A 14183-nucleotide genomic window follows, 5' to 3' on the forward strand; every position below is an offset into this window, starting at 1 on the left:
CTAAATAGCATAGACACAATTTTAGAAAGTATTAATAAAAGTACTTTCTAATTATATATTAATTATTGACATGTATTCAAGTTTTTAAAATGCTTTCCTATAGAACGAATAATTCATTACCTCTTATTTCATTTTTCAAGTATTTAGCTATCTGCTCTGCCCTATCCATATTGGCAGTGGTAAAAAGCTCTATTGCTATTCTAGCATTGTCCACATATCTTCTATTTTTCATTGAAGGTATTATGCTGTGCGCTAACATATAGAGGTTTTCTTTATTTATATTAGCAACGTTATATATCTTTATTAAAGCTTTAAACCCATAATTATTTGTATAGTTTAAGTGATATATTCCTTGGCTAACCATTATTTTATTTTCACCTTTTACTGAAGCACATTTCGAAAGAGTCCCTAACATAACTAAATCCAGATATTTATTGATACATTTCATTTGATAGTACATCGATATAGCTTGTGCAAGCTTAAAAGCAATTCCAACTGCAGTTAAATCTTTAAAAGGATACTTACATCCTTTTTGATTCGGATTGATTATAACGGTCTCAGGTAAATCACCTTTACAATTATGATAATCTGTTATAATAACATCTATTCCTAATTCTTTACATAATTCTACTTCATCAACTGAGTTAATACCGCATCCTACAGTAATTATTAAACTTGCCCCTAAAAAATTTATGTGATTTTTTACAATATCAGAATTTATATTAAAGTCTTCGTCCATGTCATCTGAAATAAAATATTCAACATCTGCATTTAAATATTTTAGAACAAGCAGTAATAAGGATACAGACGTTATGCAATCTAGATCATAGTAACCATAAATTACAATTTTTTCTCTTTCATTTACTGCTTTTATTATTCTTTTTAAGGATTCTCCCATCCCTTTTAAAAGAAATGGATCACGTCTGCCCAAACCCCTAGAATAATATATATTTCTTTCGTGTTTTTCCATCATATAATCCTCCAAAATTATCGAAAGCATATATATTATATATGATATTGTCGTTTTTTACAATTACTTTGTAAATAGAATATTAACAGTAAAAAAATCTAGAGCGTTTTATACTCTAGATCTTTCCAATTTATCATAATAAAATGATACTTTAAATACATTTTTTAATTTGCAGGTTTTAGTCCTCCAACTTTTTTCTTGTTAGCAAAATGTTTTTTTAGTATTACCCAGAAAGGTGTAGCTATACACAAAGATGAATAGCAACCAGTAATAATACCAATTAAAATAGGTTCTGAAAAGTTTCTTACTGAAGGCACCAATACATATACAGCTGTTAATGTTATTACAACTGTTAATACTGTATTTATAGACCTTGCCAAAGTCTGAGTTAAACTAGCATTTGCAACTATTACAGGATCTACTCTTCTCATACTCTTTTCATTTTCTCTTATTCTATCAAAAACAACTATAGTATCATGTACTGAGAAACCTATAACAGTAAGTGCTGCTGCTATGAAGCTTGAATCTATAGGTACTCTAAGTACAGCATAAACAGATAACATTACAAGTACATTATGAATAAGTGAAATAATAGCTGCCATACCGAACTTAATTTCGAACCTTACTCCTATATATATAAATATAAACACAATAGCAACTGCTACTGCTTGTAGCGCTTTTACTCTGGCTTCTTTTCCTATAGCAGCTCCTATTTGCTCTTGGTTTGTAAGACTGCTATCTTTATATTTAGCTTTTATATCCTTTAATATATTGCTAACATCATCACTGGTTAAAGTAGCACTTTTTATTTCTATTGATGTATTATTAACTTTATTAGATTGAATATCAGAGGCATACTTTTTAGTTATGCTATCTATATCTGATTTATTAAAATCTTTCCCAACATTTATTTCCACCACAGTACCGCCTTTGAAGTCTAAACCATATTCTAAGCCTTTTGTGACCATGGTAAACACACCTATTAGAATTATAATGAGGGATATCGAAAACCATATTTTTGTTTTTTCTATGATTTTAAGCATATTATTTTACCCCCCTTCTAAAGTCATGTACTCCAAAGGTTCCTATTGTCCATTCTTTCTTAAACCAACCTATATCTGCTACCAAATTCATTAATGTTCTCGTTACTGTTATAGCTGTAAACATACTTAACGCAACACCTATTATTAGTGTAAGCGCAAATCCTCTTACAGAACCTGAACCAACACTATAAAGTACTAAACCTGTAAGAATGGAAGTTATGTTAGAGTCAAGTATTGATGTCATAGCTCTATGGAATCCTGAATCTATGGAAGCTTTAATAGACTTTCCACTTTTAAGTTCTTCTTTAGTTCTCTCAAATATAAGTATATTAGCATCAACCGCCATACCTACTGTAAGAAGGAATCCAGCGATACCTGCCAATGTTAAAGTAACATTTACACTAGCAAAGGCAAAAAGTACTAAGTATATATATAATGATAATGCTATGCTAGCAATAATTCCTGGAACTCTATAATATAAAATCATGAATAGCATTACTAATCCTATACCAATTTCACCGGCTAATACACTTAGAGGCAAAGCATTAGCACCTAAGGATGCACCTATTACTTTACTTTGTACATTTTTAATTGGAACAGGTAGTGCTCCTGAATTAATTATATTAGCTTCCCTCTTTGCTTCATCAAGGCTTTTACTACCGGAAATTTCAGCTTTACCATCAGTTATATGTGCATCAACTCTTGGAGCTGTAAGCTCCTGATCATCCATAGTGATTGCTATAGTTTGACCCATAAACTTTTGTGTAGCATCAGCAAATTTCTTTTTTCCTGTATCATTAAGCTCAAGACCAACTTTAGATTGGCTATCCGAACCTATATATGCTGAAGCTTTTTTAACGTCCTTACCAGTAAGAATGACCTGCTTGTCAGGACCTACAAATTTTAATTCACCAGTTTTAGCAATACCATCTACTACTTCTTTAGCATCAAATTTTCCTGGTATTTCTATTCTTATTCTTTTTTGTCCTTCTCTTGTAACAACAGTTTCACTTACACCTAGCTTATTAACTCTCATTGATAAAAGCTCTACAGTTCTATCTAGAGTTTCTTGGTCAACTTTATCTGCTTGAATTTCTTCTAAAACAGAAACTCCTCCTTGAAGATCTAGTCCTTTATTTATAACTTCATTAAAAGACTTAAGCCTATAATCTCCTATTGTAACACCATGTGCACCTGAGTAAGCTAAAAAACCTATCACAAGTATACATAGGAAAAACAAAGCGGTACTTCTTCCAGCCGAACTTTTTCCTCTACTCCTCATTTTTATCCTCCTTTGTTAATAATGGGATATTCCTTTTTTACATGTATTTACATTAGCCATTATATTACTTATAAACAAACCAGTCAATATATAGAAATGCAACTGTTATGTAAAAAACATCACTTAATACAAAATAATGTCATTATTACTTTTGCATAACTTTTGATTTTAACGCAATAGCACATTCAATTCTCTTTTTTTGCATTTTACAACCAATATGATATGGAACATTCATATCCTTATTAAAATTATAGTTATTAGCTTGACATCCTCCACTGCAATAGAATCTTGCCCAACAATTCTTACACTCTGGCTTATTATATATGTGCGCAGCTTTAAATTTATTAGCTATTTCCTTATTTAGGTCACGATTTGTTAAAACATCTCCCATTTTAAAATCTTCATTACCTACAAATTGATGGCATGGATATATTTCTCCATCTGGAGTTATGGCTACGTACTCATGACCTGCTCCGCACCCAGATATTCTTTTATATACACAAGGTCCACCTTGTAAGTCTATGTTAAAATGATAGAATTTAAATTCTGTACCTTCTTTGTGACGTTTTAGCATTTCTTCATAAAGTTTGTCATACTGTTCAAATATAACGGTCAGATCTTCTTCTCTTAATGATAGTGGATGCTCATCTGGAAGTACTACCGGTTCTACTGAAACTTCATCGAAGCCTTGATCTGCTAAATATTTTACATCTTCAAAGAAATCGGTATTTTCTCTTGTAAATGTTCCTCTAGCATAGTATTGCTTAGATTTATCTCTCATCTCTACCATTTTCTTTATCTTAGGCATTATTGCATCATAGGAACCGCTTCCATCTACTCTAACTCTAACTTTATCATTTATCTCTTTTCTTCCATCTATGCTTAAAACTATATTTCCCATATTTTTATCTAAGTAGTTCATTATTTCATCATTTAATAATGTTGCATTAGTTGTCATTGTAAATCTTATATTTTTATTATGAACTTTTTCCTGTTCTTTTGCATATTCCACTATTTCTTTAATTGTGTCAAATGCCATTAATGGCTCTCCACCAAATAAATCTATTTCTATATTCTTCCTAGGTCCAGATTTTTCCATGACAAAATCAATAGCTTTCTTACCTATTTCTGGTGTCATTAATTTTCTGCAACCTTTATATTCTCCCTCATCAGCAAAACAATATTTACATCTTAAATTACAATCGTGAGCTATATTTAAACATAAAGCTTTAATAAATGATTCAGATTTATCAGTGCTTAAAGCTATACTCTCATATAAATCTTTTGAATACAAAATTCCATCTTTTATTAACTGTTCTAATTCGTCATAAGCTTCCTCAATATCTTCTACCAAATACTTGTCCTTATATTTGCTAACAAGCTCATTCTTATCTCTTAATTCCTCTTCATCTAAGATATCATATACTAATTCGTCTACTATATGTACTGATCCAGAGTTCACATCTATCACGTAATACTCTCCACCCTGGATAAACTTATGAATATCTGCCAAATTCTTTTCCTCCCTAAACTAAATAGTCATTATTATTCTGAAAATTATCCCACAAATGTCCGCTTAAATTTAAAGCAGTAACATAATGTTACTGCTTGAATTTATATTAATTTTCGCAAGCTAAGTTAGCAACTGTACAAGAAGTTTTACATGCTGATTGGCATGAGTTAGCACATTCTTTGCATCCTGGCTTCTTTAAGCTATCCTTTATATTTGTTCTGTTTATAGTTTTTATATGTTTCATATAAAATTCCTCCATTCATAAAGTTTTCCGTTTGATTATAACACAAACTTTCAACAAAATAAAGTTAATTAATAAACAAGTTGTTTAATATTAACAATTCGTTAAAGGTTTATTCCAAGCATTCCAGACATCATACCTACTAATATTGCAAGTGAAAATCTCTCTATTCTGTTGACTCCTATTACTGCAGAGTTACCGGATATTACAGAAACCAAATAAAGTATTAATAAGTATAGAACAGTAACCATCATGCCTATAAGCCAGCCTCGTCTCTTCACCTTTTTTACTGCATATATAGACCCATACATTATGCTAAGTAATGTTGTAATTAGGTAAAAAGCTGAACTTGTTTTTTCATTGATATCAATGAATGTCATTATTACTGCAAAAATCAGCAATAATACTACAGTTAAAATAAATCCCCTTAGCACGCCTTCTGCGGCAGGAAGATAGCTTATGTTCTTTTCCACTTTAAAACACCTCCCATCTAATAGTATCTATGTAGAGAGAAGGTGTTTTATGATTAAATCTAAGCTTCTTTTTTATTTTCAGTTTTATTATTATCTACTTTTTTATTATCTTCATTTTTATTTGAAGATTCATAAGGCTCAACTTCTGAAAGTAGGTTTAAAACTCCTGTTTTATCTAGCTTTATTTTAACTTTATCTGGACCAGTTTGTAGTATTACAAATCTGTCCTGTACATTTATTATTTTTCCTACTATCCCACCTTTAGTCATAACTTCATCATTAACTTTAAGGTTATCTAGCATTGCTCTATATTTCTTTTTTCTCTTGCCTTCTGGTACAAATATTATCAGGTAAAATAAAGCAATCATAAATATTAATGGTCCAAACTGCATTAATGCCTTAGTCATTTAATTCACCTCCCTTTTTATAAGTTTATGTTATTAAGCTAAACAATAAATGTCTAACTTAGTAACTATTACAAAATTGAGAATTTTGATAGCCGCTTAATAGATTTTCTACATATAGGATTAAAAATCCTCTATTAAGCAGACATCCAAAATCTTAAGTAGGCATCCAAAATCTATGATTTTGAGATGATCACTTACACAGAGTGTTGATTTTGTGATGATTGCTTAAGCAGATAACTCAAATCTCTGATTTGAAGTGAATCGCTTACTCAGCGAGTACTCATTCGACGAAAGGAGAAGGAGTTTCATTTATATAACTACTATTCTAAGCTCTTCCGCCCCACTGCTCAAGTTTCTGCTTCTTGTATTCTTTAAAATAGTTACCATCAATAGCATCTCTTATCTCTTGCATAAGATTATTGTAAAAATATAAATTGTGTAATACACAAAGTCTCATAGCAAGCATTTCTTTTGCTTTAAATAAATGCCTTATATAAGCTCTTGAATAATGTCTACAAGTTGGACACTGGCATCCTTCATCGATAGGATTGTCATCAAGTTCAAATTTTGCATTTAGTAAGTTTATTTTCCCATCTTTAGTAAATACATGACCATGTCGTCCATTCCTTGCAGGAAGCACACAATCAAAAAAGTCCACTCCTCTATCTACCGCTTCAAGTATATTACTTGGTATTCCAACACCCATCAAATATATTGGCTTATCTTCTGGAAGATGCGGAACTACTGCATCTATAATTCTATACATTTCTTCATGGGTTTCACCAACGGCTAACCCTCCTATTGCATATCCATCAAGATTCATTTTAGTTATTTCTTTAGCATGTTCTATTCTTATATCTTCATAAACTCCGCCCTGATTTATACCAAAAAGCATCTGCTTCTTATTTATAGTTTCCGGTAAGGAATTTAATCTATCCATCTCATCTTTGCACCTTCTAAGCCATCTAGTAGTTCTTGCTACTGATTTTTCTACATAATCCCTTGGAGAAGGGTTTGGTATACATTCATCAAAAGCCATAGCAATAGTTGACGCTAGATTACTTTGTATTTTCATACTTTCTTCTGGTCCCATAAATATTCTTTTCCCATCTATATGAGAATTAAAGTATACACCTTCTTCTTTGATTTTTCTCATTTGCGACAAGGAAAATACCTGGAATCCACCTGAGTCTGTTAATATAGGTCTATCCCAATTCATAAATTTATGTAATCCACCCATTTTACTAACTACATCATCACCTGGTCTTAGATGAAGATGATATGTATTAGAAAGTTCAACTTGACACCCTATTTCTTTTAAATCCATACTTGATACTGCACCTTTTATGGCTGCTAAAGTTCCAACATTCATAAATACTGGAGTTTGAACTACACCATGAGGAGTAGTAAACTCACCTCTTCTAGCCTTTCCTTCTTTCTTTAGTAACTTATACATTTAAACACTCCTTCTTGCGTATTACTTACTTGATAAACATAGCGTCTCCGAAACTAAAAAACCTATATTCTTCTTTAACCGCTGTTTCATAGGCCTTCATAACATTATTCCTTTCAGCCAAAGCACTCACTAACATTATTAAAGTAGATTGAGGAAGATGAAAATTTGTAATTAGATTATCTACGACTTTATATTTGTAACCTGGATATATAAATATATCGGTCCATCCAGACTGCTCTCTTACTCTACCATTTTCATCACCTATAGTTTCTAAAGTTCTGCTAGATGTAGTTCCTACTGCTATTACCTTTTTCCCATTTTCCTTTGTGCTATTTATTATATCTGCTGTTTCTTTAGACATACTATAGTATTCTGAATGCATATTGTGCGCTTCAATCTCTTCAACTTTTACAGGTCTAAATGTTCCAAGCCCTACATGAAGTGTTAGAAATGCTAATTTAACACCTTTTGCTCTGATTTTATCTAAAAGTTCTTCAGTAAAATGTAACCCTGCGGTAGGAGCTGCAGCAGACCCCTGTTCCTTAGAATAAACAGTTTGATACATCTCTTTATCTTCTAATTTTTCTTTTATGTAAGGAGGTAATGGCATTTGTCCAAGTTTATCAAGTACCTCTTCGAATATGCCTTCATACTCAAATTTAACTATTCTACTGCCTTCTTCCCCCATATCTATAACTTCTGCCGTAAGTTCTCCGCCTCCAAATTGAAATCTCGCTCCAATTTGTGCTTTTTTTCCTGGTTTAACTAGGGTTTCCCAAGTATCTATATCAACTCTTTTTAATAGCAAAAATTCTATTTTCCCACCAGTGCCTTCTTTTGAACCAATAAGCCTTGCAGGAAGTACTCTTGTATCATTTAGTACAAGACAATCTCCAGCTTCTAAGTAATTAATTATATCTTTAAATACTTTATGTTCAATTTCACCTGTCTTCTTATCCAATATCATTAATCTAGCTTCATCCCTTTTTTCTATTGGATATTGAGCAATTAATTCTTCAGGCAAATAAAAATCAAAATCTGTAACTTTCAAAGTTCTTCATCCTCCATTTCTTTTATCTTACGTATAGCATTCTTAACTGTTATTTTCTTTATTATCAAAGATAGAGAACTGATCCTCTGACTTTTGACTTACACTAGAAGATTTTTTGTTTCTCTTTAGATGCTTATATGCCATATCTGAAACGACCCTTCCCCTTGGTGTTCTTATTATAAAGCCTTTTTGAAGAAGATAAGGTTCATATACATCCTGAATTGTATCTAGTTCTTCTCCAATAAAATAGGACAATGTCTCTATGCCTACAGGGCCCCCATTAAAATTATCTATTATAGCTGTCAAAATTTTATTATCTATGCTGTCAAATCCTTCTTTGTCAACATCCAAAAGTTCTAATGCATCCTGAGCAATCTTAACATCTATAATCCCATTTCCTTTAACGTCTGAATAGTCTCTTACTCTTTTTAATAACCTGTTTGCTATTCTTGGAGTTCCTCGGGATCTTCTTCCTATTTCTATGGCTGCCTCAGCATCAATCTCCACATTAAGTATTTTAGCTGACCTTACTATAATCTCTTTAAGCTCGTCAGTATCATAATACTCCATTGGACATAATACACCAAATCTATCTCTTAATGGTGATGTTAAAAGTCCTACTCTTGTAGTTGCTCCAATAAGAGTAAACTTAGCCAAGTCAAGCCTTATAGATTTTGCAGATGCTCCCTTTCCTATTATAATATCTAATGAATAATCCTCCATTGCAGGGTATAGTATCTCCTCAACACTTCTATTTAATCTATGTATTTCATCAATAAATAGAACATCGTTATCATTTAGGCTTGTAAGAATCGCAGCTAAATCACCTGCCCTTTCAATGGCTGGGCCGGAGGTTACTTTTAGCGTTCCTCCCATCTCTATCGCTATAATATTAGCTAAAGTAGTTTTACCTAAACCTGGGGGACCATAGAGCAATACGTGGTCTAAAGCCTCTTTTCTTTTTTTAGCTGCTTCTATAAATATCTTTAACTTTCCTTTTACTTTTTTCTGACCAATGTACTCACTAATTTTTTGAGGTCTTAAGCTATATTCATTATCCTTATCTTCATCTATATTTACAGGTGTTACAATCCTACTCTCCATAAGCTATCCCACCACTCCTAACTCATTAAGAACTTCAATGAACTTTTTATTATATTCTCTAATGATTCTTTTTTATCCACAGATTCTAAAGCTTTTTGAGCTTCTTTTTCCGAATATCCTAGTGCGACAAGTGCCTCTAGTGCCTCTGTAACACTCTCTTTATTTTCCTCTATAATTATATCTTTGTTATCCAGCGATAAAAGTTCGTTCGGCATTATTTTATCCTTAAGTTCTAATATAATCCTCTGAGCCATTTTCTTGCCTACACCTTGAGCTTTAGTTATTGTTTTTTCATCGCCAGATAAAATAGCATATTTCAAATTACTTACATTACTTATGGACAAAAGAGAAAGTGCTGCTTTAGCTCCCACTCCGCTTATAGTTAGAAGTAATTTAAACATATCAAGTTCTTCTTTAGTCAAAAATCCATATAATCCAATGAAATCTTCTCTTACAATTTGTTGAAGGTAGAGTAACGCATCTTCTCCATTTTTCGGAAGCTTAGCTAAAGTACTTCCAGATGTATGTATCTTATATCCAATACCATTATTTTCAACTACTATGTAATCCTTATTCATTCCTACATATGTTCCTTTTATATATTCATACATAGCATCTCCTCCTTTTAGTCGGAACACTGAGCAATTAAATCACTGGGTTGCCTAGCCAGTTTCCTTGGCTAGGCAGCCCGTTAAAGTCCATTTAGGACTTTAACCTCGCTCCCGCTCGCTAATTGCTCGTTAAAGCCTATTTAGGGCTTTAACCTTCTAAAACTATATTAATTGGGTTCCCTGCTTATATTACTTTACCATTTTAATAAGTTTAATTCAAGTAAACAAAAACACCTTGAGGCCTATTATTCATAGTCCTCAAGGCGTGCCTCTGCATCTTCTCGTGTGTCACATTGAAAGTATTTATCTCCCTTGGTTAAAAGTTGAATATCCGCTTGCTTTAATCTATCAACCTTAATATCTGTAATATCTCTCTTTTCATTTTCTATGGTCATATTGCTATCTTTATCCGTCTTATATATAGCGATAAATCCATCTTTTATACCTAAAACATATTTATTGGGAGCGTATTTATCAACTTTCTTCATTAAAATAACCTGTAGTGAATTTATATTTTGTACTTCATACCCATCATCCTTGTAAATTGCTTCAATATCGCTTTTTTTCTTCCCAGCTAGACTTCCAACAGGTTCTTCTTTTTCAATAACAACATCTCCGCTTTTATCATATTTAGTTTTAAATACTAAGTTAGCATTACGTGAAACTATTCCATCTCCATTAGAGTTTGCAGCTAAGCTACCTACTCCGCCTTCTTTGCCAGCATTTATTTCATATTTATTATTCCTTATATTTGCATTTCTTAGTTTATTTATACATATATAATAGCTTAAAGTAAATATTGAAATAGTCAAAACAACTAACACAAGTGTTCTTATTTTCCTTTTATCCATAATATCCCTCCTCATAAATATTATGGACAATTACCTTATGTGTTATTCATTTTTATGCATGTTTTTATAACAAATTAATTAATTAGCAACAAAACGTCCATCCCATCTTTAACTTGTCATTTTATTTTAGGTTCCTAAGTAATAAAATTATTTTTTAAAGAAACAATATTTATATAATATTATTATATATGCGGAGGTTAAAGTCCTAAATGGACTTTAACGGATAATTTTGCTAGGTAAAAGTTCTAAATGAACTTTTACAGGTAACTTGTGAGCGGAAGCGAACATCTTAAGTTACCCCGTTCCCGAAGGGGAACGAGCAAAATTACCTGGTGTTCCGACTAAAAGGAGGAATAAATCATGAAACAAAAATATTCTGTAATAATTGTAGATGATAACAACTCTTGTACAGTTAAGCAAGTAAGCCAAAATACCTATGATCACATACATAACATGGTAAAAAAAGATGAAGATGATATGAAAGTTCTTAACAGCCTTACAGAAATAACTACCACAGAAGATAACATTTTATTAAATGGTGTCAGCACAAATGAAGCAATAGATTACCTGTCAGATGCCGGTCAAAATTATGTTATAGTTCACTCTCGTTAATGCTCATATATATCCAACTTTGATAATTGACTTAACCAAAGTACCCCTATGAATACTGCTAATAAGTCAAGCATCTAGGTTGAATATATATAAAGAAACACTCTTTTATTTTGGATATATACCAATATAAAAGAGTGTTACATCTATTCATTCCTAACCTTCAAAACCCTCTGGGAACTCAGCATTATGATAAACGTCTTGAACGTCATCATCATCTTCAAGCTTATCTATAAGTTTTTGAACTAAAGCTGCTGTTTCCATATCTACTTCACTAGTAGTATCAGGTATCATAGTTACTTCCGCTGATAAAAATTCATATCCTGCGCCTTCTAAGGATTCTCTAACTGTACCAAAATCCTCTGGAGCAGTAGTTATTTCAAATACTTCTTCTGTTGCATTGAAATCTTCTGCACCTGCATCTAAGGCTTGCATCATTATTTCATCTTCATCTATGTTATCTTGTCTTTCTATAACAATTTGACCTTTCTTTTGGAACATGAAAGATACACATCCGCTAGAGCCAAGATTTCCTCCACACTTTGTAAAAGCTGACCTTACGTTTCCCGCACTTCTGTTTTTGTTATCAGTTAAAACATTTACTATAACTGCAACCCCTGCTGGACCATATCCTTCGTAAACTATTTCTTCATAGTTTACACCTTCCATTTCTCCAGCACCTTTTTTAATTGCTCTCATTATTGTATCTTGAGGCATATTATTAGCTTTTGCCTTAGCAACAACGTCTCTTAGTTTACTATTAGTATCTAAGTTTGATCCACCATTCTTAGATGCTATTGCTATTTCTTTACCTATCTTAGTAAATATTTTACCTTTTTTAGCATCCATTTTACCTTTTTTAGCTTGTATATTATGCCACTTTGAATGTCCTGACATCTTAATTACCTCCTAGATTTACGGTTTATATAAAATTATTTTAAATTAAGTTTAAATTAAAAAACAGTTAAAACTAATGAAACTCCTTCTCCTATCGTCGAATGAGTACTCGCTGAGTAAGCGATTCACTTCAAATCAGAGATTTGAGTTCTCTGCTTAATCGATCATCTCAAAATCAACACTCTGTGTAAGTGACTATCACCAAATCAAAGATTTGGGATATCTACTTAAGATTTTGGATGCCTGCTTATGTACATTATTGTTGGCAAAATGCCTAAATAATTATATCATATAAAACCTTGTAGATACAAATACTAAAATTTATATATTCTCTTTAAATAACCTGTTATCTAATTTAAAATAATATTCTTCATCTCCTACGATAATTTCACACTTTCCATTGGTAGCTTCTATTATTTCTCTTTGTACCTCTTCCAATTTGTCTACTTCACAATACATCAGAAGCTTTACCTTATCAGTGTAATCAGTGTTTTCTATATGCCATAACTTTTGTTCAAATAAATACTGAACCTTACCCAGCATATCGTACTCAAGAATAATATCAATTATAACACCTTTAACTTTTTCTACTATTCCACCATCATTTACAGCCATAGCGGCACCTTTAGAATAAGCTCTTACAAGTCCACCTTTTCCTAATAAAATTCCACCAAAATATCTTGTTACTACTACAACTACATCTGTTATTTCATTTTTCTTTATAACTTCAAGTACTGGAACTCCACCAGTTCCCTGTGGCTCTCCATCATCACTGTATCTCTGTATGCCCATATTCTGTCCTATAACATAAGCATATACATTATGTCTTGCTTCCTTTTGTTCATTCTTGATTTTATTTATAAATTCCTTAGCCTCATCTTCACTATAAACTCTTTTAACATGACCTATAAATATAGATTTCTTCTCTTCAAATTGTGAGCTCACTTCATCTTTTATAGTAAAATAACCCATACAAATCCCACCCTTCTAAACATTCTAGCATATTTTAAGTACTCATTTCTCTAACATATTCTTCCGATATTCTTTTTATATAATCCTTTTCTGAATTTATACAAAGTTCCTTGATTTTTTCAAGTGCCTTTTCGCTTTTTATTTTTCTCAGAGATTTTATGGAGTACATCACTACTTGAGGATTACTATCTTCAAGTGCCCTAATAAGCAGTGTCTCCATGTTTTTATCACCAATTTTCCCCGCAGCAGAAACTGCCATACGCCGTACATTAACATGCTTATGTACGGATGCCTTCATAAGTATATCTAAAACATCTTTATCTCCAATTTCTCCAGCTATCCATATGGCATTTTCTTTATCTTTAGTTTTCATATGTACATAATTATCTCTTATAAATTGAAGCATTCTAACTTTATTATTTTCATCTAAACATTTCAACGCCTCTATCTTATCTTGTTTTCCAGAGTTAGATATAGTTTGAAAAAGAGCATCAATACTACCGCTCTTTGCTAGAATTCCATACTTTATTTTACCATCCAGTATATGCTTTTGAATAGTTTCCTTATTTAAATTTCTTATCTTACATAAGCTTTCTACAGACTTTCCTTCTAAAAATAAAAAGTAGGTTATATCTTCTTCTGTATAGTTAATAATGTCATTCCAATTAACATGAACCATTCCTTTTCCTGACAGAACCGTCAC

At 31.8% G+C, this 14183-nt stretch carries 16 protein-coding genes; 1 reads left to right on the top strand and 15 read right to left on the bottom strand.

Annotated features, from left to right (window positions below):
• Nucleotides 1-97: 97 nt before the first annotated feature.
• The 12 genes from RCG18_RS03140 to RCG18_RS03195 form a co-directional block, all read right to left on the bottom strand.
• Nucleotides 98-970, bottom strand: coding sequence for a DHH family phosphoesterase (locus tag RCG18_RS03140; RefSeq protein ID WP_308041954.1), 873 nt, complete (start codon nucleotides 968-970; stop codon nucleotides 98-100).
• A gap of 164 nt (nucleotides 971-1134) precedes the next feature.
• Nucleotides 1135-2013, bottom strand: a complete 879-nt coding sequence (secF, locus tag RCG18_RS03145; protein WP_308039981.1) for a protein translocase subunit SecF — start codon at nucleotides 2011-2013, stop codon at nucleotides 1135-1137.
• A gap of 1 nt (nucleotide 2014) precedes the next feature.
• The gene (gene secD / locus RCG18_RS03150; protein ID WP_308039982.1) at nucleotides 2015-3295 is read right to left on the bottom strand and encodes a protein translocase subunit SecD; all 1281 of its coding nucleotides are present in this window, start codon (nucleotides 3293-3295) and stop codon (nucleotides 2015-2017) included.
• A gap of 145 nt (nucleotides 3296-3440) precedes the next feature.
• Entirely contained in the window at nucleotides 3441-4808 is a 1368-nt protein-coding gene (gene scfB / locus RCG18_RS03155) for a thioether cross-link-forming SCIFF peptide maturase (RefSeq protein WP_308039983.1), read from the bottom strand.
• A gap of 106 nt (nucleotides 4809-4914) precedes the next feature.
• Nucleotides 4915-5052, bottom strand: coding sequence for a six-cysteine ranthipeptide SCIFF (gene scfA, locus RCG18_RS03160; protein WP_178905865.1), 138 nt, complete (start codon nucleotides 5050-5052; stop codon nucleotides 4915-4917).
• Nucleotides 5053-5153: 101 nt separating this feature from the next.
• Entirely contained in the window at nucleotides 5154-5522 is a 369-nt protein-coding gene (locus RCG18_RS03165) for a TIGR04086 family membrane protein (RefSeq protein ID WP_308039985.1), read from the bottom strand.
• Between the two features lie 59 nt (nucleotides 5523-5581).
• Nucleotides 5582-5929, bottom strand: a complete 348-nt coding sequence (gene yajC, locus RCG18_RS03170; RefSeq protein ID WP_308039986.1) for a preprotein translocase subunit YajC — start codon at nucleotides 5927-5929, stop codon at nucleotides 5582-5584.
• Nucleotides 5930-6254: 325 nt separating this feature from the next.
• Complete coding sequence (gene tgt, locus RCG18_RS03175) at nucleotides 6255-7385, bottom strand: tRNA guanosine(34) transglycosylase Tgt (RefSeq protein ID WP_308039987.1); 1131 nt, start codon at nucleotides 7383-7385, stop codon at nucleotides 6255-6257.
• A 25-nt stretch (nucleotides 7386-7410) separates the two neighbouring features.
• Nucleotides 7411-8436 (bottom strand): tRNA preQ1(34) S-adenosylmethionine ribosyltransferase-isomerase QueA, encoded by a 1026-nt coding sequence (queA, locus tag RCG18_RS03180; protein WP_308039988.1) that lies wholly within the window; start codon nucleotides 8434-8436, stop codon nucleotides 7411-7413.
• A 42-nt stretch (nucleotides 8437-8478) separates the two neighbouring features.
• A complete protein-coding gene (ruvB, locus tag RCG18_RS03185; protein ID WP_308039989.1) occupies nucleotides 8479-9540 on the bottom strand; it encodes a Holliday junction branch migration DNA helicase RuvB in 1062 nt (353 codons plus the stop codon).
• A 17-nt stretch (nucleotides 9541-9557) separates the two neighbouring features.
• Entirely contained in the window at nucleotides 9558-10151 is a 594-nt protein-coding gene (gene ruvA, locus RCG18_RS03190; RefSeq protein ID WP_308039990.1) for a Holliday junction branch migration protein RuvA, read from the bottom strand.
• Nucleotides 10152-10396: 245 nt separating this feature from the next.
• A complete protein-coding gene (locus RCG18_RS03195) occupies nucleotides 10397-11002 on the bottom strand; it encodes a hypothetical protein (protein WP_308039991.1) in 606 nt (201 codons plus the stop codon).
• Between the two features lie 360 nt (nucleotides 11003-11362).
• Here RCG18_RS03195 and RCG18_RS03200 point away from each other — a divergent pair, with 360 nt between their 5' ends.
• Nucleotides 11363-11614, top strand: coding sequence for a hypothetical protein (locus RCG18_RS03200; RefSeq protein ID WP_308039992.1), 252 nt, complete (start codon nucleotides 11363-11365; stop codon nucleotides 11612-11614).
• Nucleotides 11615-11767: 153 nt separating this feature from the next.
• On the opposite strand, the gene RCG18_RS03205 is transcribed toward RCG18_RS03200, so the two are convergent.
• From RCG18_RS03205 to RCG18_RS03215, 3 genes are all read right to left on the bottom strand, one after another.
• On the bottom strand, nucleotides 11768-12508 hold the full coding sequence (locus RCG18_RS03205; RefSeq protein WP_308039993.1) for a YebC/PmpR family DNA-binding transcriptional regulator: 741 nt from the start codon (nucleotides 12506-12508) through the stop codon (nucleotides 11768-11770).
• A 321-nt stretch (nucleotides 12509-12829) separates the two neighbouring features.
• Nucleotides 12830-13480, bottom strand: a complete 651-nt coding sequence (locus RCG18_RS03210; protein WP_308039994.1) for a YigZ family protein — start codon at nucleotides 13478-13480, stop codon at nucleotides 12830-12832.
• 34 nt (nucleotides 13481-13514) lie between these two features.
• Entirely contained in the window at nucleotides 13515-14159 is a 645-nt protein-coding gene (locus tag RCG18_RS03215; RefSeq protein WP_308041955.1) for a HEAT repeat domain-containing protein, read from the bottom strand.
• Between the last annotated feature and the right edge of the window lie 24 nt (nucleotides 14160-14183).

It is taken from the genome of Clostridium sp. OS1-26 (genome assembly GCF_030915445.1).
GTDB lineage: Bacteria > Bacillota > Clostridia > Clostridiales > Clostridiaceae > Clostridium_AM.

Excerpts from the sequence above, each read along its gene's own strand:
- RCG18_RS03140 (WP_308041954.1), bottom strand. The coding sequence starts at position 970 with ATGGAAAAACACGAAAGAAATATATATTATTCTAGGGGTTTGGGCAGA.
- secF (WP_308039981.1), bottom strand. The coding sequence starts at position 2,013 with ATGCTTAAAATCATAGAAAAAACAAAAATATGGTTTTCGATATCCCTC.
- secD (WP_308039982.1), bottom strand. The coding sequence starts at position 3,295 with ATGAGGAGTAGAGGAAAAAGTTCGGCTGGAAGAAGTACCGCTTTGTTT.
- scfA (WP_178905865.1), bottom strand. The coding sequence starts at position 5,052 with ATGAAACATATAAAAACTATAAACAGAACAAATATAAAGGATAGCTTA.
- yajC (WP_308039986.1), bottom strand. The coding sequence starts at position 5,929 with ATGACTAAGGCATTAATGCAGTTTGGACCATTAATATTTATGATTGCT.
- tgt (WP_308039987.1), bottom strand. The coding sequence starts at position 7,385 with ATGTATAAGTTACTAAAGAAAGAAGGAAAGGCTAGAAGAGGTGAGTTT.
- ruvB (WP_308039989.1), bottom strand. The coding sequence starts at position 9,540 with ATGGAGAGTAGGATTGTAACACCTGTAAATATAGATGAAGATAAGGAT.
- ruvA (WP_308039990.1), bottom strand. The coding sequence starts at position 10,151 with ATGTATGAATATATAAAAGGAACATATGTAGGAATGAATAAGGATTAC.
- RCG18_RS03195 (WP_308039991.1), bottom strand. The coding sequence starts at position 11,002 with ATGGATAAAAGGAAAATAAGAACACTTGTGTTAGTTGTTTTGACTATT.
- RCG18_RS03200 (WP_308039992.1), top strand. The coding sequence starts at position 11,363 with ATGAAACAAAAATATTCTGTAATAATTGTAGATGATAACAACTCTTGT.
- RCG18_RS03205 (WP_308039993.1), bottom strand. The coding sequence starts at position 12,508 with ATGTCAGGACATTCAAAGTGGCATAATATACAAGCTAAAAAAGGTAAA.
- RCG18_RS03210 (WP_308039994.1), bottom strand. The coding sequence starts at position 13,480 with ATGGGTTATTTTACTATAAAAGATGAAGTGAGCTCACAATTTGAAGAG.
- RCG18_RS03215 (WP_308041955.1), bottom strand. The coding sequence starts at position 14,159 with ATGGTTCATGTTAATTGGAATGACATTATTAACTATACAGAAGAAGAT.